General features: G+C 72.5%; 21 protein-coding genes. 14 read left to right on the forward strand and 7 right to left on the reverse strand.

All coding sequences use genetic code 11. The features are described 5' to 3' along the window. The first annotated feature begins 43 nt into the window (after positions 1-43). The gene (locus tag AB0C33_RS40005) at positions 44-4,318 is read left to right on the forward strand and encodes an NEW3 domain-containing protein (protein ID WP_358297854.1); all 4,275 of its coding nucleotides are present in this window, start codon (positions 44-46) and stop codon (positions 4,316-4,318) included. Next, the gene (locus tag AB0C33_RS40010) at positions 4,315-5,337 is read left to right on the forward strand and encodes a hypothetical protein (protein WP_358297857.1); all 1,023 of its coding nucleotides are present in this window, start codon (positions 4,315-4,317) and stop codon (positions 5,335-5,337) included. The genes AB0C33_RS40005 and AB0C33_RS40010 overlap by 4 nt, the downstream gene beginning before the upstream one ends. A gap of 87 nt (positions 5,338-5,424) precedes the next feature. Here AB0C33_RS40010 and AB0C33_RS40015 read toward each other — a convergent pair whose 3' ends face one another. Beyond that, the gene (locus tag AB0C33_RS40015; protein ID WP_358297861.1) at positions 5,425-6,075 is read right to left on the reverse strand and encodes a TetR/AcrR family transcriptional regulator; all 651 of its coding nucleotides are present in this window, start codon (positions 6,073-6,075) and stop codon (positions 5,425-5,427) included. Positions 6,076-6,216: 141 nt separating this feature from the next. Here AB0C33_RS40015 and AB0C33_RS40020 point away from each other — a divergent pair, with 141 nt between their 5' ends. Then, complete coding sequence (locus tag AB0C33_RS40020; protein WP_358297864.1) at positions 6,217-6,564, forward strand: nitroreductase family deazaflavin-dependent oxidoreductase; 348 nt, start codon at positions 6,217-6,219, stop codon at positions 6,562-6,564. Positions 6,565-6,593: 29 nt separating this feature from the next. Further along, complete coding sequence (locus tag AB0C33_RS40025) at positions 6,594-7,373, forward strand: DUF4386 domain-containing protein (RefSeq protein ID WP_358297867.1); 780 nt, start codon at positions 6,594-6,596, stop codon at positions 7,371-7,373. On the opposite strand, the gene AB0C33_RS40030 is transcribed toward AB0C33_RS40025, so the two are convergent. Beyond that, positions 7,349-8,821 (reverse strand): S41 family peptidase, encoded by a 1,473-nt coding sequence (locus AB0C33_RS40030; protein ID WP_358297870.1) that lies wholly within the window; start codon positions 8,819-8,821, stop codon positions 7,349-7,351. The two genes, AB0C33_RS40025 and AB0C33_RS40030, sit on opposite strands and share 25 nt — an antisense overlap. A 167-nt stretch (positions 8,822-8,988) precedes the next feature. Here AB0C33_RS40030 and AB0C33_RS40035 point away from each other — a divergent pair, with 167 nt between their 5' ends. The 4 genes from AB0C33_RS40035 (at position 8,989) to AB0C33_RS40050 (ending at position 12,785) form a co-directional block, all read left to right on the forward strand. Beyond that, positions 8,989-10,227 carry a sensor histidine kinase gene (locus AB0C33_RS40035; RefSeq protein ID WP_358297873.1) on the forward strand — a complete coding sequence of 413 codons (1,239 nt, stop codon included), beginning with the start codon at positions 8,989-8,991 and terminating at the stop codon, positions 10,225-10,227. Beyond that, positions 10,224-10,928, forward strand: a complete 705-nt coding sequence (locus AB0C33_RS40040) for a response regulator transcription factor (RefSeq protein ID WP_358297876.1) — start codon at positions 10,224-10,226, stop codon at positions 10,926-10,928. The genes AB0C33_RS40035 and AB0C33_RS40040 overlap by 4 nt, the downstream gene beginning before the upstream one ends. A 670-nt stretch (positions 10,929-11,598) precedes the next feature. Continuing rightward, positions 11,599-12,180 carry an RNA polymerase sigma factor gene (locus AB0C33_RS40045; RefSeq protein ID WP_358297879.1) on the forward strand — a complete coding sequence of 194 codons (582 nt, stop codon included), beginning with the start codon at positions 11,599-11,601 and terminating at the stop codon, positions 12,178-12,180. Continuing rightward, on the forward strand, positions 12,168-12,785 hold the full coding sequence (locus tag AB0C33_RS40050; RefSeq protein WP_358297882.1) for a hypothetical protein: 618 nt from the start codon (positions 12,168-12,170) through the stop codon (positions 12,783-12,785). The genes AB0C33_RS40045 and AB0C33_RS40050 overlap by 13 nt, the downstream gene beginning before the upstream one ends. Before the next feature lie 17 nt (positions 12,786-12,802). Here the strand turns inward: AB0C33_RS40050 and AB0C33_RS40055 are convergent, their stop codons facing one another. Beyond that, positions 12,803-13,351, reverse strand: a complete 549-nt coding sequence (locus AB0C33_RS40055) for a hypothetical protein (protein ID WP_358297884.1) — start codon at positions 13,349-13,351, stop codon at positions 12,803-12,805. Positions 13,352-13,441: 90 nt separating this feature from the next. After that, positions 13,442-14,485, reverse strand: coding sequence for a DUF5937 family protein (locus tag AB0C33_RS40060; RefSeq protein WP_358297886.1), 1,044 nt, complete (start codon positions 14,483-14,485; stop codon positions 13,442-13,444). A 195-nt stretch (positions 14,486-14,680) separates the two neighbouring features. Between AB0C33_RS40060 and AB0C33_RS40065 the strand changes: the two genes are divergently transcribed. The 4 genes from AB0C33_RS40065 to AB0C33_RS40080 all read left to right on the forward strand — a co-directional run bounded on the left by AB0C33_RS40065 (position 14,681) and on the right by AB0C33_RS40080 (position 20,234). Then, the gene (locus tag AB0C33_RS40065; protein ID WP_358297888.1) at positions 14,681-17,368 is read left to right on the forward strand and encodes an AAA family ATPase; all 2,688 of its coding nucleotides are present in this window, start codon (positions 14,681-14,683) and stop codon (positions 17,366-17,368) included. A gap of 144 nt (positions 17,369-17,512) precedes the next feature. After that, on the forward strand, positions 17,513-18,490 hold the full coding sequence (gene bla / locus AB0C33_RS40070; protein ID WP_358297890.1) for a class A beta-lactamase: 978 nt from the start codon (positions 17,513-17,515) through the stop codon (positions 18,488-18,490). A 96-nt stretch (positions 18,491-18,586) separates the two neighbouring features. Next, positions 18,587-19,186, forward strand: a complete 600-nt coding sequence (locus tag AB0C33_RS40075; RefSeq protein ID WP_358297892.1) for an N-acetyltransferase — start codon at positions 18,587-18,589, stop codon at positions 19,184-19,186. A 109-nt stretch (positions 19,187-19,295) separates the two neighbouring features. Further along, positions 19,296-20,234 carry a hypothetical protein gene (locus tag AB0C33_RS40080; RefSeq protein ID WP_358297894.1) on the forward strand — a complete coding sequence of 313 codons (939 nt, stop codon included), beginning with the start codon at positions 19,296-19,298 and terminating at the stop codon, positions 20,232-20,234. A 71-nt stretch (positions 20,235-20,305) separates the two neighbouring features. Here AB0C33_RS40080 and AB0C33_RS40085 read toward each other — a convergent pair whose 3' ends face one another. The 3 genes from AB0C33_RS40085 to AB0C33_RS40095 form a co-directional block, all read right to left on the reverse strand. Further along, on the reverse strand, positions 20,306-21,571 hold the full coding sequence (locus AB0C33_RS40085; protein ID WP_358297896.1) for a valine--pyruvate transaminase: 1,266 nt from the start codon (positions 21,569-21,571) through the stop codon (positions 20,306-20,308). Positions 21,572-21,708: 137 nt separating this feature from the next. After that, a complete protein-coding gene (locus tag AB0C33_RS40090; protein ID WP_358297898.1) occupies positions 21,709-22,764 on the reverse strand; it encodes an LLM class flavin-dependent oxidoreductase in 1,056 nt (351 codons plus the stop codon). 70 nt (positions 22,765-22,834) lie between these two features. Next, positions 22,835-23,920, reverse strand: a complete 1,086-nt coding sequence (locus AB0C33_RS40095; protein WP_358297900.1) for a helix-turn-helix domain-containing protein — start codon at positions 23,918-23,920, stop codon at positions 22,835-22,837. Positions 23,921-24,020: 100 nt separating this feature from the next. Between AB0C33_RS40095 and AB0C33_RS40100 the strand changes: the two genes are divergently transcribed. Together AB0C33_RS40100 and AB0C33_RS40105 are read left to right on the forward strand one after the other, a co-directional pair. Further along, positions 24,021-25,265: an MFS transporter gene (locus AB0C33_RS40100; protein WP_358297902.1), complete on the forward strand. Its 1,245-nt coding sequence runs from the start codon at positions 24,021-24,023 to the stop codon at positions 25,263-25,265. A gap of 52 nt (positions 25,266-25,317) precedes the next feature. Continuing rightward, the gene (locus tag AB0C33_RS40105) at positions 25,318-25,839 is read left to right on the forward strand and encodes a carbonic anhydrase (protein WP_358297904.1); all 522 of its coding nucleotides are present in this window, start codon (positions 25,318-25,320) and stop codon (positions 25,837-25,839) included. Positions 25,840-25,907: the final 68 nt, after the last annotated feature.

Genomic DNA, 25,907 nt, shown 5'->3' on the forward strand with positions numbered 1-25,907 from the left:
GGCGGGCCGACCGCAAGATCATCGATTTCCAGAGAGGAAGACCGTGTCAGTCGCCATCGTCTCCGTGGAGTCCACGGACCTGTTCACGGGCACCGAGGACGCCCCGCGCCAGGTGCTGCGCGTGACGCTCGACGGCCCGCCGGCCCGGGTCGCCGTCACCGGCCCGGGCGTGTCCGGGGAGGCGGAGGGCGCGGGCGTGGTCGAGATCCCCCTGGAGATCGCCGGCCCGGTCCCGGGGGCCGAGCTGCCGGTCGTGGTGACGGCGGGCGGCGCGCGGGCCGAGGCCGTGGTGGTCGTGGCCGAGCCCGGCTGGACGATGTTCCTGGTCTCCCACTTCCACTACGACCCGGTGTGGTGGAACACGCAGGCGGCCTACACCTCGCCGTGGGAGCTGCTGTCCGGGGACGCCACCACCCGCCCGCTGTGGGAGCGCAACGGGTTCGCGCTGGTGGAGGCGCACCTGGACCTGGCGCTGCGCGACCCGGTCTACAAGTTCGTGCTGGCCGAGATCGACTATCTCAAGCCGTACTTCGACGTCCATCCCGAGCGCCGGGCCGACCTGCGGCTGCTGATGGAGCGCGGGCAGGTCGAGCTGGTCGGGGGGACGTACAACGAGCCCAACACCAACCTCACCGGCGCCGAGGTCACGATCAGGAACATCGTGTACGGCATCGGCTACCAGCGCGACATCCTCGGCGGGGATCCGGCGACGGCGTGGCAGCTCGACGCGTTCGGGCACGACCCGCAGTTCCCCGGATACCTCGCCGCGGCGGGACTGACCGGCAGCGCGTGGGCGCGCGGGCCGTTCCACCAGTGGGGGCCGATCCAGAAGAACTTCCGCGAGGCCAAGGACGACGCCCGGGTGATGCAGTTCCCGAGCGAGTTCGAGTGGATCGCCCCCTCGGGGCTCGGCGTGCTGACGCACTTCATGCCCCACCACTACTCGGCCGGCTGGTGGATGGACTCCGCCGCCGACCTGGCGAGCGCCGAGCACGCCGTGTACGAGCTGTACCGCAAGCTCAAGCCGGTCGGGGCGACGCGGAACCTGCTGCTGCCCGTGGGCACCGACTACACCCCGCCCAACAAGTGGGTCACCGAGATCCACCGCTCCTGGAACGCCCGCTACGTCTGGCCGCGCTTCGTCTGCGCCACCCCGCGCGACTTCCTCGACGCGGTCCGGGCCGAGCTGGCGGCCACCGGACGCCGCCCGAGCCCGCAGACCCGTGACATGAACCCGGTCTACACCGGCAAGGACGTCTCCTACATCGACACCAAGCAGGCGCAGCGGGCGGGCGAGGTGGCCGCCGTGGACGCGGAGAAGCTGGCCACCCTCGCCGCGCTCGAAGGGCTCGGGACCTACCCCGAGGCCGCGCTGGACAAGGTGTGGCGGCAGCTCGCCTACGGGGCACACCACGACGCGATCACCGGCAGCGAGTCCGACCAGGTCTACCTGGACCTGTTGTCCGGCTGGCGCGAGGCGTACGACCTGGCGGGCGCGGTGCGCGACGTCTCGCTCGCCTCGCTGGTCGCCCGCGTGGACACCGGCGGCGAAGGCGTCGCGGTGGTCGTCGCGAACACGCTGTCGTTCGACCGGTCGGCGCCGGTGGCCGTACGGCTGCCCGCCGGGCTCGACGGCGGACGGGTGCTCGACGACACCGGCGCGGAGGTGCCGTGCGTCGTGGACCGGGGGACCCTGCGGTTCCTGGCCGAGGACGTGCCCGCCACCGGCTGGCGCACCTGGCGCCTTCTCCCCGGATCGTCCCGGCCCGGTGCGGCCGCATGGACGCCCGCGCCCGGCGTCACCGTCGAGAACGCCCGCTACCGCGTCACCGCCGACCCCGGCCGCGGCGGCTGCCTGTCCGCCGTCCTGGACAAGAAGGCGGGACGCGAGCTGCTACGGCCCGGCTGCGTCGGCAACGAGCTGCGCGTCTACGAGGAGTACCCCGCCCACCCCGACTTCGGCGAGGGCCCCTGGCACCTGGTGCCCAAGGGCCCGGTCGTCGGCGCGGCGGAGGGCGCGGCCCAGGTGCGGCGCGAGACCTGCCCGCTCGGCGAGCGCCTGGTGATCACCGGGACGGTGGACGGCATCGGCTACGAGCAGACCGTCACGCTCTGGGACGGCGTGGACCACGTGGACCTGACCACCCGCGTCCTGGACTACCGCGGGGCCGACCGGCTGCTGCGGCTGAGCTTCCCCGCCGACCTGCCCGGCGCGCTGCCCGTGAGCGAGGTGGCCGGGGCCGTGGTCGGGCGCGGGTTCGCCCTGCCCGACGTGGACGCCGCCGAGGCGCCGTGGACCCTCGACAACCCCGCCAACACCTGGTTCGGCCTGGGCTCCACCGCCCGCGTCGCGCTCACCGGCCCCGGCGGCCGGCCGCTGGGCGAGCGGGCGCTCGGCGTGGCGGAGGTGGTCGTGCCCGGCACCGACCGCCACTCTCCGGGCGAGCAGGCGCTCGGCGCGGCCCAGGTGATCGTCTCCGGCCCGGACGACGGCGCCGACGTGCGCGACCTGCTGGTCGCGCTGGTCAGGGCCGGGGTCACCGCGACCACGGCCGGGGCGGACTGGTCCAGGTACGGCTGGCTCGACGTCGACTCCAACCTCCCCGACTTCCGCATCATGATCGGCGGGCCGCGGGAGAACGACGCGGTGCGCGAGCTGCTGGAACGCGCGGGCCCGGCCTATGCCGAGGTCCTGGAGCGGGACGGGCGCGTCTGGGTGCCCGCCGCCCGGCCGCTGCGCGAGGTCTGGCGGCCCAACGCCGACCTGCGTGACCTGCGGGCGCTGCCGGCCCTGATCACCACCGATCCCGCCGCGCTGACCGCCGACCTCGCCGACGCCCGCGTGAGCTCCGCCTGCCCCGGCGAGGTCCCGGAGTCCGAGCTGCTCACCGGCCACACCGTCGCGCTGCTCACCTACGGTCTGCCGGGCTTCGCCGTCGATCCGGCCGGCACGTTGCACCTGTCGCTGATGCGCTCGTGCACCGGGTGGCCGTCCGGGGTGTGGATCGACCCGCCCCGCCGTACGCTGCCCGACGGAGCGGGCTTCCAGCTCATGCACTGGACCCACGAGTTCCGTTACGCGCTGGTCTCCGGCGAGGGCGACTGGCGCACGCTGACGCTGCCCGCCCGGGGGCAGGAGTTCAACCATCCGCTGTACGCCGTGCTCGCCGAGCCGCACGGGGGCCCGTTGCCGCCGACCCGGTCGTACCTGAAGGCCGAGCCGGCCCGGGAGGTGCTGGTCGGCACCGTCAAGCCGGCCGGCAACCCGACCGCGCACGGGTCGGCCGCCGCGGCGGACCCGGCTTCCGGGGTGACCGTGCGCCTGATGGAGTCCACCGGACTCGGCCGCGACGCCGTCCTTTCCGGTGCGCTCGCCCTCACCGAGCCGCACCGCGCCGACCTGCTCGAACGGCGGCGCGAACCCGTCCAGGGGGCAGCCGTCACGCTGACCGGTGCCGAGGTCGCCACCGTGATCGCCGTCCCCGCCCTGCCGCTGGGTGGGTCGGCCCGCGGCGGCGCGGTGCTGGGGCCGGCGGCCGAGGTGGCGCAGCCGGTGCATGCGCGGTACTGGCTGCACAACCGGGGGCCGGCGCCGATGGGCTACCTGCCGGTGAGCGTCACGGCGTCGCCGGGCCTGGTGCGGACCGAGGGCGAGCCCGCCGAACTGTCGGTGGTGCTCTCCTCGCACCTGCTCGACGCCGACGTGGAAGGAACCGTGGAGATCCTCGTCCCCGAGGGCTGGACGGCCGGTCTGACGCGGCGCCCGTACCGGCTGGCGGCGGGCGGGCACGTACGGTTCCCGGTGACGGTGACCCCGCCCCGGGGCGTCGAGCCCGGCCTGTACTTCGTCGCCGCCCGGATCCGGCACGACGGCCAGACCGTCGAGGACGTGGTCACCGTCGCCGTCGGCGACCTGCCCGGCGTGCTGCCCGTGCCCGGTGACGTCCCCGAGGACTGGGTGGCCGCGCAGGGCAGCAAGGACCGTCCCGGCCGCGACACCGGCCTGTCGGTGGAGGTGACGACGCCGTCGGTGCGCGTCGCTCCCGGCGGGCGTGCCGTGCTGGGGCTGGCGCTGCACAACCGCACGAACGGTGAGATCCGGGGCGAGTTGCAGGTCGTCTCGCCCTGGGGCACGTGGGACCTGATCGCCGCCCCGGTCCGCGGGTTCGTCCTGGCTGCCGGCGAGAGCACGGTCGCCGAGTTCGAGGTGTCCGCACCCCGCGACGCGGTCCCGGGCTCCGCCTGGGCCCTGGGCAAGGTCATGTGGTTCGGCCGCTGCCAGTACGCCCCGACCGTCGAACTGGTGGTGACCCCATGACCCCCACTCCCAAGGCGAACCATCCGACCTCCGCCCCCGTGCCCGCAGCGGACCATCCGACCTCCGCCTCCGCGCATCAGGCCGACCATCCGGCCCCCGCCCAACCTCCCCGCGCCCACCATCCGACCTGTGTCCCAACACCTCAGGTCAGCCATCCGGACTCCGCCCACGCGCCCGTCACCGGCGAGCCGGTCGCGCCCGGCGTGGGGCCGGTGCTCGGCTGGCTCGACGGCTGCCCGCTCCCCCGCTTCGAGCTGGACCGACGGCTCGCAGCCCTGCGGGCCGGCCCGAGGTCCTCGGCGCTTCCGGCGCCGGGCACGGCCGAGGACCGGCAGCTCACGCGCTGGGTGGCCCAGGTGGTGCTGACCGAGCAACTGTGCGCCGCCGAGGCCACAGCCCGCGGACTCCCCCTGGAGAAGCCCCCACCACCCCACCCCAACCAGCCCCCCACCGACGCCCTCACGACACAACGCCACCAGCAGCCCACCGACACCATCACGGCAGAGCCTGACCAGCGCGCCATCGACGCCATCGCGGTACGGCTCGACCAGCGGGCGGCTGTTGAGCTGGGTTCGATCGCTGCGGCGGCCTACGAGGGCAGCGCCGCCGTCCGAGCCGTCTACGAGGCCGTCACCGCCGACGTCACGGTCTCCGCGTCGGAGGCGGCCGCGTATCGGGAGGCCACCACGCGACCGCCCACCGGACCGACATGGCGGCTACGCACTCCGGACGGCGAATTCGACGCAGACCCCGGTTCGCTGCCCGTCGCCCTGGCCGACGCTCTGGCCGCCGCCGCACCGGGCCAGACGGTGACGGCCGGCCCTTGGACCGCCACCCTCGTCACCCGCCACGACCCCGCCCCGGACCGAGACGCACCCGCCGACGGCCTCCTCGACTCCGCGCGCAGGGTGGCGTTCGTACGCTGGCTCGACCACGCCCGCGCCCACCGGCTACGCCTGGTGCCGGGCCTCGAACACCCCGGCGACCCCGCACAACCCGACAACCACCACCGCCACTGACACCACCATCAACCCAGCCGGACCGGCCCGTTCAAGCCCCTCGCCCGTTCGCCACCCGTACCGAGAAGTTCACCCGGATTCGCCCCGTCACTGGACGCTTCGGCGCGCTTCGAGGGCGTCCAGGATCAGGTCGAGGCCGTAGCCGAATTCGCTGGTGTGGTCGTAGCCCGGTCGCAGGGCGTGGTCGCGGATCATCTCGGTGAGGTACGGCAACTCCTTCTCCGGCAGTTGCCGGAGGATGTCGCCGGCCACGTCCTCGACGTCGTCCGGCGTCGCCATCGGGAGGTTCGACTCCTGCAGGACGAACCCGGAGACGTAGCTGTCGATCAGCGACACGGCGTGCGCGGCCATCGGCAGCGTGAACCCCGCCTCCCGCAGGACGCCCAGGACGGCATCATGGTGGCGCAGCGTCGCCGGTCCCGGATCGCGGCGGGAGTCCATGAGGCCGAGGGCCCAGCTGTGCTGCGACAGGACCGCGCGGGCGGAGACGGCTCGCGTACGGATCGCGTCGCGCCAATCGTCGCATTCGGCACCCGGCAACTTGATCGCCGCGAAGACCATGTCGACCACGCCGTCGAGGATCGCGTCCTTGTTGGGCACGTGGTGGTAGAGCGACATCGCCTCCACGCCCAGTTCCTGCGCCACCCGGCGCATCGTGATCGCCTCCGCGCCGCCGCGGTCCGCGACCCGGATCGCGGCTTCCAGGACGAGAACTCTGCTGAGCGGTTGCGGCGGCATGACGGCTCCGAGGACGTGTGCGGGTTGACAGCCTTACGAGCGTAAGCCAACCTTACATCTGTAAGCGACCTTACGAGTGTAAGGCTGTTCTGGAGCGTAGAGAAGGAGACTTCCATGCCGATGCCGAGGTGGTGGGGGCACGTGAACAAGAAGGTGTTCAACCCCCGCGCGATAACCGGCGGAAAATGGCCGGTGCTGATTCACGTCGGCCGCATTTCCGGCGCCACGTACCGCACGCCGCTCGACGCGCATCCCGTCGACGGCGGCTACCTGTTCGTTCTGGTGTACGGATCGCGTTCGGACTGGGTGCAGAACGTCCTGACGGCCAGAAATGCGCGGCTCCGGGTCGACGGGCGGGACGTGAAACTCACCGCCCCGCGCCTCATCGGTGAGGACGAGGCTTTCCAGGCCCTTCCCGAGAAAGTGGCACGCCCGCCGAAGCTGCTCCGCATCACCGAGTTCCTGCGCATGGACCTGCTCACCGGCTGACCACCACGACAATTTCGGGGACAAGAATCGTGCACACGAACAGGCGGGCGACCGCAATTGCCGGCGCCCTGGTCATCCTGGGTATGATCGCCGGCGCGCTGAGCGTCGTTCCCGCCGTCGATGAACCACGCCGTCTCGCTCTCGTTTCCGCACACGAGAGCCAGGTCATCCTCGGTGCAGTCGCTCAGTCCATCATGATCCCCGCCTATGTCGGATTCGCGCTGTGCCTGTATCCGATGTTGCGGGCGGAGAACGAAGGACTCAGCTCCGGTTTCCTCGGGTTCAGGCTGATCGCGGCGACGTTCCACTTCATCGGCGTCATCATGCTGCCCTTGTTTCTCGTGCTGGGCCGGGAACTCGCCCAAGCCGATGCCGTGGCCGCATCCAGCATCGAGGTCGTCGGTGAATTACTGCGGACGGCGCGCGACCTGGTCAATCATGTCGCCTTGATCATCTCGCTCAGTCTTGGCGATCTCCTGTTGTTCCGCATTCTGTGGCGGTCGAGATCTGTCCCTCGATGGTTGTCCGGGTGGGGATTCCTGGCAATAGCGGCAGCCGTGTCGGCGAGTTTCCTGGTGCTGCTTGGTGCAACTGACGTCGTAACGCCGCTCTACCTGGCGATGAATGCGCCACTGGCCCTGCAGAGCTTCGTCTTCGCCGTGTGGTTGATGACAAGAGGTTTCGTCACGCAGAAGGCATCTTCGAGGCACTGGCGGCGGGCGGTTCACCCCGATTCCCATGGCCGGCCGCCGCCCGCGGCCGGCCTGTTCCGGGCGCGGAGGCGCTACCGCCGCCGGCTCGTCAGGTAGGAGAGGGCCTTGGCGAAGGCGGCGTCGTGGCCGCCGTTCAGTTCCTCGTCGCTGAGGACGCCGGGAACGGACAGGTGCGGCGGGATGCCCGTGACGTCGAAGGTGGTCCCGTCGCGGGTCAGGAAACGTTCGTTGGGCAGAGCGAAGCTCCACCCGTTGGGCAGCTTCCGCCACAGGAAGTCGGAGAACGCTCCCTGCGTGTTCTCCCCGATGCGCTCGGGCCGGGGCGTCCGTCCCGTCATGGCCTGGGTGAAGGTCTCGCCCGCGCTGATGGTCAGGCTGCTGGTGAGCATGGCGATGGGGCCCGTGTACACCGGGGCGGTCGCCGGCCGTACGGGCACCGGCCTGGGGCGGGTGAACCCGGGCGGATCGCCGGGGGTGTTGCGGGCCTGCTTGGCGTACGCCTCGTACGGCCTGCCGGTGAGCCTGGAGGCGAGCCGCAGGCCGAGTGCGTCGTAGCCGCCCAGATTGACGCGGACGTCGATGATGAGACCGCGCAGCCGGCCGGGCCCCGACGTGCGGGACACGGTGAAGATCTCGTCGAGCGCCCGGTCCAGCTCGGCCGCGTTGGGCTCGTAGCCGCCGTCGGCGTAGCCGTCGAACGCGCCCAGCCGCAGGTAGCCCAGGCCGTCCGGGAGGTCGGCGTACCCGATCACGCCTCGTCCCCACTGTTGCAGAGGTTCGTGGGTGTCGTTCTTCTCGACGAACTCCCGGACGCGTTCGTTGAAGGCGATGAAGGCCGGCACCCCGTCCAATTGCCTGGTGCCCGGACGCAACGGTCTGGCGAACTGCCTGCCGCCCGCGATGAGCGCGGTGTGCGCGTCGCCGAGCTCCTTGAGGATGTCGCGCAGGACGGCGAACAGCTCCTCGTTCCCGCTGTCCGGACCGATCCTGGACCGGTACCGGTCCCGTACGGCTCGCCAGTCGACGCCCTTGGTGGCGAAGAACGGGTAGTTCTCGGCGAAGGTCGTCCAGAAGACGTCGAACACCTTCACCGGATCAGCGGGCGCGGGGGTGGCACAGGCCCGGGGCAGGCGGGGCAGCCTCCGCAGGTCGATGGCGCCGACGCTGCCCGGATATCGTAGCCGCGCCCGGCCTGGCCCCCGCGTCTGGACGACGATCCGCCGGCCGCCCTCCTGGGCCGTGAAGGACGCCGAGTCGCGCGTGCGCGCCGTCTGTTCCGCCGAGAGCACCCCACGCAGGCAGCTGATCGCCGTCGTGTCGTAGGTGATGAGCCGCCCCTGGCCGATGCCGAAGACGGTGCCGTAACCGTCGGCCCGCCAGAGGCCGTCCAGCGGCTGCCGTCCGGCGGCGGCCTCCGCGGGCGGTGTGGCGACCTGTCCCGCCACGGCGACGCCCAGCGCGGCCAGTACGGCGGCCAGTCGCCGGAGCGTCCGTCCGCGGCCCCTCTTTCTGCTGTCGGTGCCGAGATCGTTGTTGTCGTTCATGGGGTCCGACGCTAGGCAGCGTGCCCGGCCGGGCGCGTCACACCACGGTGCCGTCCATACCGGTCATACCTTCTGGCCATCCGGCCGGCGCGTCATACCCAGGTGGGAGGCCCGAAGTCGGCTCTGAGGCTGATCCGTCCGCGAAGGCCGGCGGCTACGGTGATGGCATGTCGCGCGCCTTCACCACGGCCCCGGCCGGACCGGCGGCCCCGTCCGCGCTCCGGTTCGCGAGGGTGCGGGCCGGAGCGCCCTGGGTGATCGCCTGCTTCATGTTCGCCATGAACGTGGGGATGCTCGCCACCGTCTACGACGCTCCGGTCGAGCTGACGGTGGCGCTCGCGGCGGCCTGCGCGGCTCCGGTGACGTTCTGCCGGCGCCGGCCGGTGACCGCCTGGCTGCTGCTCTACACCGGGATGCTGGTCACGCCGCTGCTGGTCGCGCCGCCGCCGGCGAACAATCCGTGGCCGTGGCTGCCGATGCCCGTGGTCGCCTATCTGATCGTGCTGTTCGTGCTGGCGCAGCACCGGCCGCGATGGATGCTGGCGGCCGTGTGGGCGCTGTCCCTCCTCGGCGCGCTGGCGGACGTGTCACTGGTGCCCATGTCGTCCACGGACCGGGCCGTGGCGCTGCAGCTCGTGGCGGCCGTCGTGCCGGTGCCGTTGATCGTCGGCGACAACGTGCGCTGGCGCCGCCGGGCCCGGGCGCGGGTCGCCGAGCAGGAACAGGTCAGCGCGGCCGAACGGGCCCGGCGCGAGCTGCTGGAGGAACGGACCAGGATCGCCAGGGAGATGCACGACGTGGTGGCGCACCACATGTCGGTGATCGCCGTACAGGCCGCCAGCGCGGCGCGCAGGCTCGGCGGGGTGCCCGCCGGCGCCGAGCGGGAGTTCGACTCCATCGGGGCGGCGGCCCGGCAGTCACTGGCCGAGATGCGGCGTCTGCTGGGCGTGCTGCGCAGCGACGACGCGCTGCCGCCGCGCGCCCCGCTGCCGGGCCTCGACCAGCTGGGCGTGCTGGTGGAGAGCGCCAGGCGGGCCGGCACACCCGTCGAGCTGACGGTGAGTGGCCTGCCCAGGCACATACCCCCGGGCATGGAGCTGCCGGTCTACCGGATCGTGCAGGAGGCGCTCAGCAACGTGATCCGGCACGCGCCGGGCGCCGCCACGGCCGTGGCGGTCACCGGGAACGGGTCCGGGCTGCGGGTCGTGGTCGAGAACGCGCCGCCCGCGGGCGCGGGGCTCGCGCTCGCCGAGCCCGCGGGCACCGGTCACGGGCTGGCCGGGATGCGAGAACGGGCCGCCATGGTGGGCGGCGTCCTGCTGACCGGGCCGACGCCGCGGGGCGGGTTCCGGGTCGAGCTGACGTTACCCCTGGTGCAGGCCGGCCACGGGAAGGAGCACCCATGACGATCCGGGTGCTCGTCGCCGACGACCACGCAATGGTCCGGGCGGGCTTCGGCGCCCTGCTGGCCGCCGAACCGGACATCGAAGTCGTCGGTGACGCGGCCGACGGCGAGCAGGCGGTGGACCGGACAAGGCGGCTGCGGCCCGACGTCGTCCTCATGGACGTCCGCATGCCCGGCATGGACGGCCTGCGGGCGGCCCGGCTGCTCCTGGCGCCGCCCGGCGGCCAGTACAAGCCGCGTGTGGTGATGCTGACCACCTTCGACCTGGACGACTACGTCTACGAGGCGCTGCGCGCAGGCGCCAGCGGGTTCCTGCTGAAGGAGGCGCCGCCCGCGGACCTGGTCTCGGCCGTGCGGGTGGTGGCGGCCGGCGACGCCCTGCTCGCCCCCTCGGTGACCCGGCGTCTCATCGAGGAGATCGCCCGGTGCCGGCCCGCGTTGCCTGACGCCGCACCCCGGGTGCAGTCGCTGACCGAGCGGGAGTCCGAGGTGCTTGTGCACGTGGCCCGCGGCCTGTCCAACGCCGAGATCGCCGCGGCCCTGATCGTCGCCGAGCAGACGGTCAAGACGCACATCGGCCGCATCCTGGCCAAGCTCGATCTCCGCGACCGCGCCCAGGCGATCGTCTTCGCCTACGAGAGCGGCCTCGTCGTACCCCGCTCCGACCTCCCGGCGTACGGGAACTGGAGAACGCCGAGTTGAGAGGGCGGGGAGAAGTCGGCACACGCGCGCCTGCCCCACCTTGAACGTCCAGACGGAGCCCCGTCCCCTCGGGGAGGCGCACAGTCGCACGTCGCGGCCTGTGACGGTGACCTTCGCTGGACCGAGCGACGCGATCTCGCCCGTTCGCCCGTTCGCCCGTTCGCCCGTTCGCCCGTTCGCCCGTTCGCCAACGAGCCGACTGCGGCCCACCACCGCCGCCGTCGCCGCCACTGAACCTGCTGACGTCACCATCGCCGCCACCACCACAGACCCTGCTGACGTCACCGACGTGAACATGTTGCCCATGGGCCTGTGCCTGCGCGCGCAGGGCCTTGGTCTGTGCGACATCGCCGCCCGGGTCGTCATCACCGAGGACGAGGAGGGGCGCTCCTCCCCCGTCACCGTCCGCGACGTGGCGCAGGCGTCCGCCGGCGGTTGGCCGAGATCGCTAGCAGTCGTACCTGCCCATCCGCCACGCCCCGGCTTGTATCGGCGTTTTCGCTGGTCACCGGGTATGCGTCGGACGTTCGGCACATGCTCCGGAAGTGCCTGGCCCCCGGACTCTTCGCCGGACCACTTTGCGCCCGTACTGCCCGCGTTCCCCCGTGAAGGATTTCGGGCTGGCGCGGTAAGTACAGGTGACCGCATACGCCAGGAAAGGTCGGTATGCATGACAATCCCTCGCGAAGCAGTCGAGGTCGACGACGCGCTCCTCATCGAGAGATCGCTGAACGAACCCGAGATCTTCGCCACGTTGTTCGACCGGCACGCGCCGCTCCTGCACCGTTACGTGACCAGACGCCTGGGCCCCAGCGAGGCGGAGGACGTGGTGGCCGACACCTTTCTGGCCGCCTTCCAGCACCGCGCTGGCTACGACAGGAATCGTCCCGATGCCCGACCGTGGCTGTACGGCATCGCCTCCAACCTGATCGGCCGTCGGCGGCGTACCGAGATGAGCCTCTACCGCGCGTACGTGCGCAGCGGCGTGCATCCGGCGGAGCTGTCCGGCTCTCGGGTCGAGGACGAGGTCAACACCCTGGCCGTCAACCGCCCGCTGGCGCTGGCCCTGATGGAGCTCGCGCCGGCCGATCGCGACGTGCTGCTGCTCGTCGCCTGGGCCGAACTGAGCTACCAGGAGGTGGCCGACGCGCTGGCCATCCCGCCGGGAACCGTCGCCTCGCGACTCAACCGGGCCCGTCTTCAGATCCGGCAAGCCCTGAGCAACGAAGGAGAACGCCAATGGACGCCCTGAAAGCCATGTGGCAGACCGTTCCCCCCGCCACCCCGGACGAACTCGCCGGAGCACGGCAGCGACTGCTCCGCGGGATGCGCCCCCGGCGACGCGCCGTCACCGGCCCTCGACTGCTGGTCGCGGCCGGAGTCGCGGCGGCGATCACCATCACACCGTTGATCGCCGGAACCGGGACCGCCGCCCACGCGGTGACCAGAGGCCCGGACGGCACGGTCGAGGTCACCGTCAACGAGTTGCGTGATCCCGCCGGCCTGGAGGCCAAGCTCGACGCGGTGGGCATCAAGGCCGATGTGACCTTCCTGGCTCCGGCCACGCGGTGCGCGGGCCCGCGATTCACCGGCGTGGACCGCGCCTACGGCGGGGAACCCGCCTCCGACGCGAGCGAGCTGCGTTCGCTGGTGGAAGAGTCGCGATCGTACAAGGCGACCCGGGTGAAGTCCGTCCGGACGATCCAGATCTTCCCGCAGTACATCAAACCGGACGAGACGCTCGTGGTGGAGTTCCGCGACAACGGGAACCCGGAGGCGCCCTGGCAGCTCGGCGCCTGGCTGGCCGAGGCGGGCACCCCCGTGAAGCCGTGCACGCCCGTCGCGGGCGCTCAGTGAAGGCCGCCGCGGCCAGCTCACCACCGCTCCGCCGCCGCGCGCCCTGACCTGCGGGAAGCGGCAGGCGGGGTGGACGGCAGCCGGCCGAGGTGGATGGCGGCGTGCCAGTACGCCGGGTTCCCGGGCACGGTCCACGCCCTCTGTACCACCGCGCCGAGCCCGGGCACGTCCCAGGACTCCTCGCCGTACCGGCTCAGGTCCGTCAGGATCGCGTCATGCACCGCCCCGAACCGGTGCAGGAGCAGCGGGGCCGGGAGGTGCCGGCCCGCCTCCACGCCGCCGATGTTCAGCGCCTGCCCGACGGCGGGGTCCTCCCAGCGTGGGTCGAGGCTCCAGTGCGGCCGGCCGGCGGCGGCTTCCGTCAGCACCGCCAGGTTGATCTCGTCCCACATCAGGACGTGCGCGATGAGGTCGTGCAAGGAACGGCAGAAGTCGCCGAGCGGGCCGGAATCCACCAGATGGTCGGCGTCGAGCTGCTGCTCGGTGAGTCCGGTGACGCGAGCGAGGAGGATGTCCCGATCGGCACGCAGGCGGCCGATCGCCTCTTCCGGAGACAGGATCGTCATGGTGGTTCTCCCTGGATGAAGTGGTTGGGAGGGACTTCAGCACCACCGCGGCCGTCCGGCCAGCGGACTGACGAATGCGATCAATCGTGCTCAGCGCAGCAGCAGCGACAGCACGTCCTTGCCGAGCTCCTCCAGGACGTCGGCGGCGAGCCGGTACCGCACGAACCGTCCCTGACGGGCCGTGGTCGCCAGTCCCGCCGCGGCCAGGGCGCGCAGGTGCCGGTTCACCTGGGTCGGGTCGACGTTCCACAACATCGCGATCTCGCCGGCCGTCCGCGGTTCGGTGGCGATCGCCCGGGCGACCTCCAGGCGGCCCTGGTGGGCGAGGGCCTCCAGCCGTCGCCGCACCACGGTGGCGGAGGGCACGGGGAGGCCGGCGTCGACGGGATGGAGGAGAAGGAGCGGCCGGCCGGGAACGTCGGCCACGTACAGGTGGGGACGGATGAAGGTGCTGGGCACGACGACCAGCCCGCGCCGGGACACGTCATGACGGGCGGCCTGGATCTTGGCGATGCGGACGGCCACCCCGGCCGGTGCGAGCTCCATCGCGGGGTCGAGAGCGGCGAGCGCGGGCCCGGGCCCTTGCCGGGAGGCCAGGTCGGCGAAGCGTCGCGCCCGCCCGGCCAGCACCGGCCGGATCCGGGTCCACTCGGCCTCGAACCACTCCTGCCGGCTGCGACGCAGGAACGAGAGGAAATCCGCGGCCGCGTCCTGCGGACGCCTGACGAGCGCTTCGACGCGGGCCGCCACCGCCGGATCTCGCGCGCGCGACCATCGGAGCGCGACCTGCCGGTCGCCCGAGGGAGCGATCGGCCGCAGCAACTGACCTGCCAGCTCCTGGGCGGGCATGGCACGCAGCTGTTCGAGCCGGTCGTCGAAGCTCTCCGCCGGGGGCTCGGGGGTGACGAACGGCGTCGCTCTGATGGCCTGCGCCGTCCACCACCACGATCGGGTCCAGGCCGCCAGGTCAGGGCTCATCGCCGCGAAGATCTCCGCCGCCCAGTCCTCCAGGCCGTGGTGAGCAGGGTCGCGCAGGACGTGCAGCGCCGAGCCGAACTCGGTCATCGCCGATACCGCCGCCAGCAGGGACCCCGCCTGCATGCACCGGTCGAGGCCAGTGATCACTGTGGGCATGGCACCGATCCCATCATCCCCGCAGCCGAGGCCGGTACGTCGAGACAGAGGCGCGACTCAGGCCCCGCGGAGGCCGGCGAACTGCAGGCCGGTGGCGCGCCGAATCCGTCATCGTGACGGTAGTGCCAGGTCACGGTCATTGCTCACCACTCCCACCCGGAAGGGGCAAATGTCCGTTCCGCTAGATTTTCGGCCATGTTGTTTGGGCGGGCTGCGGAGCAGGCGCAGGTGGACCGGCTGCTGACGGACGCCCGGTCCGGACGCAGTGGCGTGCTGGTGGTGCGCGGGCAGCCGGGCATCGGGAAGTCCGCCTTGCTCAGCCACCTGGCCGAGCGCGCCGCGGGGGTTCGGGTGCTGCACGGGGTCGGCATCGAGTCAGAGGCGGAGCTGCCGTACGCCGCCCTGCACCTGCTCCTGCGCTCCGAGCTCGACCGGATCGACGCGCTGCCCGAACCGCAGGCGGCGGCGCTGCGCGGCGCGCTGGGGATGGGCGCGACCGCTCCGGTGAACCGGTTCCTCGTCGGGCTCGCCCTGCTCAGCCTGCTGGCCGAGATCGCCGGCGACGGGCCGCTGCTCTGCCTGGTCGACGACGCGCAGTGGTTCGACCGGGCTTCCGCCGACGCCCTGGTGTTCGTGGCGCGGCGGCTGGACGCGGAGGGCGTCGCGCTGGTGTTCGCGGGCCGGGAGGAGTTCGACCCGCAAGGGCTGCCCGAGTTGTGGCTGGACGGCGTGGACCGTGAGGCGGCCGTCGCGCTGCTGACCGAGTCGGCCGGGGATCTGGCCCCGAAGGTGCGTGACCGCGTCCTGGCGGAGGCGGGCGGCAATCCGCTCGCGCTCCTCGAACTGCCGTCCGCGTTCACCGCGGAGCAGCAGGCCGGGCAGCCGAACCCGTTCACCGCGATCCCCGTCGCCGGACGGGTGCAGGAGGCGTTCCGGCAGCAGATCAGGGCGCTGCCCGGCACGGCGCAGACGCTGCTCGCGGTGCTCGCCGCCGACGACACGGGCGACCTCGGGATCGTGCTGCGCGCCGCGCAGTCCTTCTCCGCCCGGCTGGCGGACCTGGAGGCGGCGGAGCAGGCCAAGCTGGTCGCGGTGAACGGGGCCACCGTGACCTTCAGGCACCCGCTCATCAGGGCCGCCGCCTACCGGAACGCGCCGTTGACGTCCCGGCTGGCCGTGCATCGCGCGCTCGCCGAGGTGCTCGACGGCGGCGAGCACGCCGACCGCCGGGCCTGGCATCTGGCCGCGGCGACGACCACGCCCGACGAGGACGTGGCGGGCGAGCTGGAGTCGGCCGCGGAGCGGGCGCGCACGCGCTCGGGCTATGCGGCCATGGCCGCGGCCTACGAACGGGCCGCCGAGCTCACCCCCGACACCGCCAGGCGGTCGGTACGGCTGGCCGCCGCGGCCGTGGCGGCCAGCGACGCGGGACAACTGGCCCGCGCGGGCGCGCTGGCCGGCCGGGCCAGTGAGGAGATCAGGAACCCGCTGGCCCTCGCCCATCTGATCCAGGTGCGCGCCCATCGGGAGTTCGAGCAGGGCAGCCCCGCCACGGCCGGTGACCTCATCATCGCCGGCGCGGAGCGGGTCGCCCCGCTTGATGCGGAACGGGCGGCCTACCTGCTCGTGGAGGCGATGCGGTGCGCGTGGTACGCCGGTGACCCGGGCCTGGCGGCGCAGGCGGCGAAGCTGCTCAGGGCGCTGCCCGAGGTGGGGTCTCCGCTGGTGGGCGGCGCGCTCGGGCTGTCCGCGCTGGCCAACGGCGAGTTGTCGGACGCCGTCCCGCTCATGCGGGGGCTGGTGCTCGCTCCCGATCTGTCCGGGCTTCAGGTGCCGGGGCTGACCTTCGTGGCCCAGCTGTGTGCGCCGATCGGGCGCTACGGCCTGGCCGAGGCCATGGCGGCGCGCGTCGAGGCCGAGTGCAGGGCCCACGACATGGGCGGCTGGCTGACCGTCGCGGTGGAGATCCGGACGGAGGCGCAGATGTTGCTCGGCAGGTATCGCGAGGCGGCGTCCAGGCTGGAGGAGAGCATCGCGGTGGTCGGCGACCTGGGGCAGCGGAACGGAGCTGCGGTGCTCGCCGCGCTGCTCGCGGTGACGCGCGGCGAACTGGGCGACGAGCTCGGTTGCCGGACGGCGGCCACGACCGCGCTGGAACAGGCCAGAGCGCGCGGGCTCCGTACGGCCGAGGCGATGGCCCTGGCCGGGCTCGGGCGGCTGGAGCTGGCGCTGGGCCGTCCGGAGGCGTCGCTGAGGATGCTGGAGAGGATCTCGCCCGCCAACGCGCCGGTGTCCGTCTGCTCCGCCCCTGACCGGATCGAGGCCGCGGTCAGGGCGAAGGAGCCGGAGCTGGCGGGCGAGCCGCTGGCGTACTACCTGGACTGGGCGGCCGGCGTCGGCGTGCCGTCCGCCGATGCGATCGCGCTGCGCTGCCGTGCCCTCGTCGAGGACGACGAGGATCTGTACGAGCAGGCCGTCCGGGCGCACGAACAGGGCGAGCAGCCGCACGAGCAGGCCCGCACGCGGCTGCTCTACGGCGAGTGGCTGCGGCGGGCGCGCAGGCGCGCCGCCGCCCGCGCCCAGTTGCGCGCCGCGCTGGAGACCTTCGACCGGCTCGGCATGGCGCTCTGGGCCGAGCGGGCCCGCGCGGAGCTGCGCGCCACCGGCGACGTGCCCGCGGCCCCGCGCCGGCCGGACGACCCGCTCAGCGTCCTCACGGCGCAGGAGAGGCAGGTGGTACGGCTGGCGGCCACGGGCGCGTCCAACCGTGACATCGCGGCCCAGCTGTACCTCAGCCCGCGCACCGTCGGCTACCACCTCTACAAGGCCTTCCCGAAGCTGGGGATCTCGTCGCGGGCGGAGTTGGCCGCGATCGTCGCCTGAGCGTCGAGGTGCGCGAAGCGATTACCTGGGCAGATATCCGGATCTTTATGATTCGGGGTCTCATACCGCTATTGGACGTCCCGCTGTCGCCTCTGGTCTCCTGGTCGCGCTCAGGAAGATCCGGATCGAGATCGGGGAGTCGGGATGAGAGACGTTCCTTACGGAGGGCTGCGTACCAGGCTCGGCGCCTCCGTGCTGGCGACCTCCACGGCGATGGCGGCCGTCGCCGGACTGGCGGGCTCGGCAGGGGCCGACACGCGCTCGGCGTCCGCCGTCGCCGCCGCGCAGCCGGAGAGCGGCACGGCCGGCGTCAGGAGGCAACTGCGCGCGCTGGAGGACTCCTACCAGGGACGCATCGGGGCCTACGCGATCGACACCGGCACCGGCACCGGGAAGACCGTCTCCTACCGGGGCGGCGAACGATTCGCCGGCGCCTCCACCTTCAAGGCCATCCTGTGCGGCGCCATCCTGAACAAGGCCCGCACGACCGATCCCGGCCTGCTGGACCGCACGCTGCGCTGGACGGCCAAGGACGTGGTCGCGAACTCGCCGATCAGCGGACTGCCGGAGAACGTCAAGAACGGCATGACCGCGGACCGGCTGTGCCACGCGGCCGTCACCGCCAGCGACAACACTGCGGCGAACGTGCTCCTCAAGCAGATCGGCGGACCCGCGGGGCTGACCCGCTACTACCGCTCGCTCGGGGACCCGATCGGGCGGCTCGACCGCTGGGAGCCGGAGCTCAACGACTGGAAGCCGGGCGAGAAGCGCGACACCGTCAAGCCCGCGTTCATGGCCCGCAACCTGCAGAAGCTCAGCCTGGGCGGCGCGCTCGTCCCCGAGGACCGGCAGCGGCTGAACGACTGGCTGCGGGCCAGCGTCACCGGCGCCGAGCGCATCCGGGCCGGGGTGCCGCGGGACTGGATCGTCGGCGACAAGACCGGGGGCGGCATCGGCGCGTACGCGCCGGGCAACGACATCGCCGTCGCCTGGCCGCCCTCCGGCGCGCCGGTGATCATCGCGATCTACACCAATCGCACGGACCCGGCCGCGACCATGGACAACAGCGTGATCGCCAAGGCGGCCACCGTGCTGGTCCGCGGGCTCGGCCTCGCCAAGTAGGGTGAATGTGCTGGTCGGGCCGGGCTGGCCCGGCAGTGACGACCTGGGGCGTAATTGCCTCGCGCAGGAGCCGTACGGTGCCCTACCGTCGCGGCCATGACGTCATGCGATGCGTCCGAAGGCTTCCCGATCGCTTCCGATGATGCCGGGCTGGTGATCCGGCGAGAGACCGCCGACGATCACCAGGATGTGCGGGAGGTTCATACGCGCGCCTTCGGTGACGGCGAGCGGGTTCCCGGGCTCGTGGAGGCCCTTCGCGTGGCGGAGGCCGCGCTGGCGCCGATGTCCTTCGTCGCCACCGTTGACGACCGGGTTGTCGGGCATGTCCTGCTCAGCGCGACCCGGTTGGACGCTCCACGCCGGATCGTGGACGTCCTGTCCCTGTCACCGCTGGGCGTGGTCCCGGAGTTCCAGCGTCAGGGGATCGGCACTCGGCTCATCGCGTACGCCCTCGACGCGGCCGACAGCCAGGGGGTGCCGTTGGTGTTCCTGGAGGGTTCGCCGCGCTACTACGGCACGCGCGGCTTCGAGGGTGCCTGCGCAGCGGGCTTCCGTTCGCCGTCGCTGCGCATCCCTGAAGCCGCGTTCCAGGTCGCCCGGTTGTCCGCGCACGAGCCGTGGATGACGGGCACATTCGTCTACTCAGAGCCCTTCTGGGCCTTCGACTGCGTCGGCCTGCGCGACCCCGAGAACTGAGGGCCCGGTCGAATCCGACCGGAATCCGGCGCGGGTGTCGCAGGCAACCTTGTGCGGCGCTCACGCGTATGGGGTGGGGACAGCACTTCCCGACCTCTGGAGGAAAGACATGAAGCTCGCGACCGCACGGGTCCGGCCGCTGATCGCCGTCGGCACCGGCCTGGCCGCCGTGGGCGTCGCCGCCCTGCTGGGCCTGCCGAGCGTGGCGGAGGCATCGCAGACACAGCTCGCGGCCGCCGCGTCGGCTCCGGCGGAAGGCGCCTACTGGCACACGCGGGTGCTGACCCAGCGCACCGGTCCCCGCCAGATGGGCAGCGGCGCGAATCGCTACTGGGTGGTGGAGCAGGCGCTCACTGAGGAATGGACGGCGCCCGACGGCAAGGCGTGGCTCGGATACCGGAACGCGGGGGCGTACCCGAAGAGCGCGGCGGACCGGAAGGCGTGGCGTCGCGACGGTTCGCCGGCCAAGTGGACCCGCACGGCCGACGGCCAGGTCGTGAAGCTGTCGACCGAGCCGGACAAGGGGCACGTCGGGCCCGTACGCAGCAAGAACGACAAGTTCTTCCTGGCCGGGCAGTGGCTGACGTACGACGAGGTCCAGCGACTGCCCGCGGACCCGAACGGCTTGAAGTCCTGGCTCTCCGAGGCCGCGCGGGTCTCACGGGTCAAGCAGAACGACATGGACCAGTTCGTCACCGGGGTGCTGCCGGAGATGCTCCATCAGCTTCCGGCGCCCAAGAACGTCCGTGCCGCGGCCTACCAGGTCCTGCTGACGATGCCCGCCGTCCGTGCGCAGGGACAGTCCAAGGACGGCATGGACAGAGCCGGCGCGGCGCTGTCGATCGACCACCCGAAGGTCGTGCAGAAGAACGGACTGACGATCAAGGAGCAGACCGGCCTGATCGTGGACACCGGCACGATGCTTCTGCTGTCCAAGACCCGGACGACCGCGATCAGCGGCAAGCTGTCCCTCAACGAGGCCACGACCGACACCATGATCGAGACCGGCTGGACCAACAACCCGCCGGCCGTGCCCGCCTTGCCGTAGCGGCGTGACGGCGGCGGGGCCGCGCCGGGCCTGGGCTCATGGGAGGCGGCAGGTCCGGGCGGCGCGGGCCTTCAGGAGCCGCGGCGCAGCTCCAGGAGGCCTTCGGCGATCCTTCCGACGCCCTCGGCGATCACGTGTTCGTCGGCGGTGAGGCTGATCCGGAAGCACCGCCTGGCGTGGGACGCGGCCGTGGCGTCCGACGCCGGGGTCGCGAAGAAGTGGCGGCCGGGAACGACGAAGACCTTCTTGGTCTTCATCAGCCGGTACAGGGCCATGTCGTCGAACCAGTCGTGATCGATCCACAACCAGCAGAACATGCCGCCCTCTCCGGCGTGCAGCCGCCAGGTGACGGACTCGGGCAGGAGGTCGGCCAGCAGGCGCTCGGCGTACAGGCGGCGGGCTCGGTAGAACGGGTTGATCACCGTGGCGGCGAGCCGGTCCAGCAGCCCCGAGGACAGCGCCCTGGCCGCCACCCGCTGCATGAGCTGCGGCGCGTGCAGGACGGAGTTGGCCATGAACGACACCATCGCGCGGATGTACCGGGACGGCCCGATCGCGAACCCGACGCGTTCGGCGGGCATGCCCGCCTTGGACAGGGTGAAGCAGTTGATCAGGTGGTCGTCCCACTGCGGCGCCACCCGGGAGGCGGCGACGCGGGGGAAGGGGGCGCCGTAGGCGTGGTCGACGATCAGCGGCACGTCGTGGCGCCGGGCCAGGCCGACCAGCCGGGCGAGCTCGTCGCCGTCGATGCTGCGGCCGGTCGGGTTGCTGGGGCTGGACAGCAGGAGCATGCCGACCTCGGGGCATCGCTCCACCGCCTCGAAGTCGAAGGCGTAGCGGAAGGACCTGTCGCCGGACAGCTCGATCTCGGGGACGATGCCGGTCACGCCGTCGGGGTCCGTGGACAGGCCCAGGTAGCCGGCGTAGTCGGGGGTCATGGGCAGGACCACGCGCTGGAACGAGCCGTCGGCGGTCTGGCCGGAGAACAGCGCGGTGGCGATGAAGAAGAGCATCTGGCTGCCCGGTCCCACCACGACGTTGTCGGCCGTGATGCCCCAGCCGTACCGGGCGTTGAAGGAGGTGACGATCTCCTCGACCAGGGTGGGCATGCCGCGCGAGGGCCCGTAGCGGCTGCTGGTCGCGGCGAAGTCCTCTGCCACGACGGTCGCGGTCAGGTCCCTCCAGGCGTCGATGACCTCTTTGATCTGGGCGGGGTTGCCGATGCTCAGGTTCAGCCAGTCGGACGCGCCCGAGGCGGTGGAGGTCGCGACGTCCTCCATGATGCTCCGCAGGCCCGACATGTCAGACATCTTCTGGCCGCTCCGCGATAACTTCATTCTTGCGTGTCCCTTCTCGGATCTGGCCCGCCGCCGGCACACACCCGCGGTTTGTCGTGATCAAGCGAGTCCACCGCATTAGTCGTCGCCGCACAAGACGGTGACGACGTGCGGGCGGCAGGCATGGTGCGGTTCTGTCAGGTGAGGAGTTCGGCCAGGCGGGCCATCTCGGTGGGTGGGTCGATCACCGGTTGGATGAGCAGTTCGTCGACGCCGGCCCGTTCGAGGCTGGCGATGCGGGCGCGGAGGTCGTCGCGGGTGCCGACCAGGGCCAGGGTGTTCATCAGCGAGGGCAGGATCAGGTCGCGATCCTCCGGCGCGATGCGTCCGAGGTAGCCGGGGTAGAGCTTGGTGTGCCGGTCGGGCGCGGTGGCGGTGGTGCCGCGCCGGTCGAGAAGTCGCCGCACGGCCTCGCGTTCCCCGGGGTCCAGACGCCCGGCGAAGGCGTCCGTGTCGGCCGCCGTGTCGGCGGCGAAGGTCAGCAGTGACAGGACGAGGTGGCCGGTCGCGTCCCTGGCCGCGTCGCCGCGGGGATCCTCGTCCTCGTCCAGTACGTGCAGTGCGGTGACCACGTAGGAGGCGGGGTCGCGGGGTGCGCCGTGGGCGGCGTGGCGGCGGGCGTCGTGCAGGGCGCGCCAGGCGGTGGGGTCGAGCAGGCCGAAGGAGATCAGGCCGGTGCCGCGGCGGCCGGCGACGGCGGCGGCCTTCGGCCCGGCAAGCGCGGCCACGACGAACTCGATCGGGTCGTCCGTGTGCACGTGCGCCCCGGCGTGCAGGAACCGGACGTCGCGGGCCCGGTCGCCCTCGCGGTACTCGACGCTCCGCCCGGCACACAGGTCCTGCAGCGCGGCGGTGAAGTCCTCCATCGTCGCCACCGAGGCCGGCCGCATGCCCAGCGTGCGCCGGGCGGTGTTCCCGGTGCCGACCCCGCAGATGATCCGGCCCGGCGCCAGGGCGTTGAGGCTGGCCAGCCCGCTCGCGGCGGCCGGGGCCGAGCGCAGCGCCGGTGAGGTCACGCCGACGCCCAGCCTGATGCGGCTGGTGGCCTTCGCGCACAGACCCAGGGCGACGAAGGGGTCCCCGTGGAGCATCGGGCTGTCGTTCACCCAGAAACTGTGCAGGCCCAGCTCCTCGGCCCGCACGGCGAGATCCTCCACACCGGGCTGGGCGGCGACCACGACGCCTGCGCGCATCTGACCTCCACGAGAGGATCTCCACGAAAGGATCGGCTCGAACGTCCTCAGCCCTGACAGCCGAAGCCGCTCAGCGCAGTACGGCCGTCAGCAGGTCGGCGCCCAACGCCGTCAGGTCGGGGACATTGACGGTGTAACGGACGTAACGGCCGTGCCGCCGGGTTGTGAGCAGGCCCGCGCGGCGCAGGACGGCGAGGTGGCGGGAGACCTCCGGAGGTGAGAGTTCCCAGGCGTGGGCCAGCTCGCCGGTGGTGTGCGGGCCGCGGGCCAGGGTGCGCAGCAGCCGCAGCCGCACCGGATGCGCCAGCGCCTCCAGCCGCAGCGTGACCGTCTCCAGCGACACCGGCTCCGACGGCCCCGCCTCGGCCACGGGGTACTGCACCACCGGCTGCCATCCGGGCGCGTGCACCACCACCAGGTGCGGGCGGCCGAAGACGCTGGGGAGGAAGGTGACCCCCGTGCCGTTGGCGGTGGTGGCGTTGTCCTGCAGCTTGTCCACGACGATGCGGGTGCCGTCCGGCGCCAGGGTGACGGCGCCGGAGACGGACGCGAGCGCCGCCCCGAGGCCCTGGCGCTTCAGCAGGTCGTTCTTCAGGCGCAGGTCGGTGGCGAGTTGTGCGGCGACGCCCGTCCAGGCGGCGTCGAAGAACGCCTCGGCGCACTGTTCGAGGGTGTCGCGCACCCGCGCCCGCACGGCGGCCGGGTCCGCGAGCAGCCGTTCGGCGAAGGCCTCCTGGAGCGCGCCGCGGGCCTGGGCCAGGTCCAGCGCCCGCTCGCGCGCCGTCGCGTCGGTGAGCGGCGACGGCGCGGCGAAGTGCACCCGGTTGCTGCCGCACGTGGTGATGAGCGCGGCGGTCACGTAGGTCTCGTCGTCGATCCGGTCGACGTCGTCCAGCTCCTCGGCGAGGGTCGGCCGGGGACGCGCGGGGACCAGGAAGTCGGCTCGTGAGGAACGCCAGAGGAACTCCGCCTCCCTGAGCCGCTCGGCCAGCTCCGGCCGCAGCCCGGCCCAGACGTCCCCGGCCCAGCCGGCGAGCTGCGGGTGATGCCCCGGTTCGGCCAGCACGTGCAGCATCGCGGTCAGCTCGGCCAGCGGGGAGGCGGCGAACCGCAGCCGCCCGGACGGCAGGCCGCCGATGTCGATCCTCAGCGTCATCCCCACATCATCCCTGGCCGGACGGCCGACGACCGCGTCGGTTGACGGTGTCCGTCAACTGGCGGAGCCGTCCCCCGCGGCCGGACGCATGGTTGACGCCATGGCATCCACCACCACGATCCGGCCGCGTGCCCTCGTCCGTGCCTCCGGTGGCCCCCGCTACGCCGTCGCCCTGGCCGTGGACGCGCTCGGCACCGGCCTGCTGCGGCCCTTCCTGCTGCTCTACGGGGTGACGGTGCTGAGGCTGTCCGCGCCGGTCACCGGCATCGCCATGACGGCCGGCGTCGTCGTGGGCCTGGTGTGCATGCCCGCGGTCGGCCGATGGCTGGACCGGGGCGCACGCAGCACGGTCGTGGCCGCGTCGATGCTGGTGCGGGTGCTGGGCGTGGCGCTGCTGCTGGCCGCCCCGGCGGGGCACGTCTTGCTGTTCGCGACGGCGGCGCTCTTCCTCGGCATCGGCAACCAGGCATGGCCGGCCGCCCACGCGGCTCTCGTGGCCACGGTCGCCCACGGCCGCGACCGCGACGCCGCCCTCGCGGCGGGCCGCGCCCTGCGCAACGCCGCTCTGGGCGTGGGCGCCCTGCTCGCCACCGCGTGCCTGGCGGGCGGCGCCGCCGCGTTGCAGGCGCTGGCGGCCGTCACCGGGCTCGCCTGTCTCGCCGCGGCGGCCTTGGCGTGGTCGGTGCACCTGCGTGCGCGTCCCGCCGCCGCTCCGGCCACGGACGTGACCGGCGGGCCCGCGCCCCGGATGCGCGCGCTGCTGGCCGCCAACGTGGTCTACGTCTTCTGCCTCAACGTCCCCGAGATCGCGGTGCCCCTGGTCCTGGTGACGCAGATGCACGCGTCCCCGGTGTGGCCGGCGGCCGTCTTCGTGGCCAACACGGTGCTGGTGGTCACCTTGCAGGTGCCGGTGACCGTCCTGCTGTCCCGCTTCTCCCGGCGGACCGTGCTGGCGTTCGCCGGCGTGGTGCTCGCCGCGTCCTACCTCGGCTTCCTCGCGGCCACCTCCCTGGGGCCCGGCTGGGGTGTCCCGGCCGTCGCCGTGGTGTCCGTGGTCTGCACCATCGGCGAGATCGTCTACGCCGGCAGTGCGACGGCACTCGTCACCGCCCTCGCGCCGGCCCATCTTCTGGGACGCGCCCTCGCCCGCTTCCAGCTCTCCACGGGCTTCGGCCTCGCCGTCTCCCCGGCGGTCATCACCGCCCTCGCCGCCCACGGCCCGGCCACCCTCTGGGGCACCCTCTCCACCGCGACCCTCCTGTCCGCCTCCGCCGTCGCCGACCGCCGTGTTCGCCGTCGACGCAGGGGGGCTACACAGCGGGACAATAACATGTACAGTCAGTAGGGAATGTGGACTATGACCGCGGGCCGCGGCACGTGACAGGAGGACGTCCCCCATGAGCGTCACCGACCAGCTGATCGCCAACTCCGAACGCTACGCCGCCGCCTTCGACTCCGGCGACCTGCCGCTGCCGCCCGCCCGGGGTGTGGCCGTGCTTGCCTGCATGGACGCCCGGCTCAACGTCTACGGCCTGCTCGGCCTGCGCGAGGGCGACGCGCACGTGATCCGCAACGCCGGCGGCGTCGTCACCGCCGGCGAACGTCGCAGCCTGGCCATCAGCCAGCGCCTTCTGGGCACCCGCGAGATCATCCTCATCCACCACACCGACTGCGGCATGCTCACCTTCACCGACGACGGCTTCAAGCACGACATCTACCAGGAGGTCGGCGTCAAGCCCGACTGGTCCGCCGAGGCGTTCCAGGACCTGGAGGCGGACGTGCGCCAGTCGGCCAGGCGCATCCAGGCCGACCCGTTCATCCCGCACAAGGACTCCGTCCGCGGGTTCGTCTACGACGTCGCCACGGGCCGGCTGAACGAGGTCAGGCTGGACGCCGGCCCGCAGGGCTCGTCCGACTGATCGGGTGCGGATCCGGCGTGCCTCGCCGGGGCCTGCGCCTGTGGCGCTCGTCGGGCGTCCGCGGCCCG

This window comes from Nonomuraea sp. NPDC048881 (assembly GCF_040649795.1).
Classification (GTDB): Bacteria; Actinomycetota; Actinomycetes; order Streptosporangiales; family Streptosporangiaceae; genus Nonomuraea.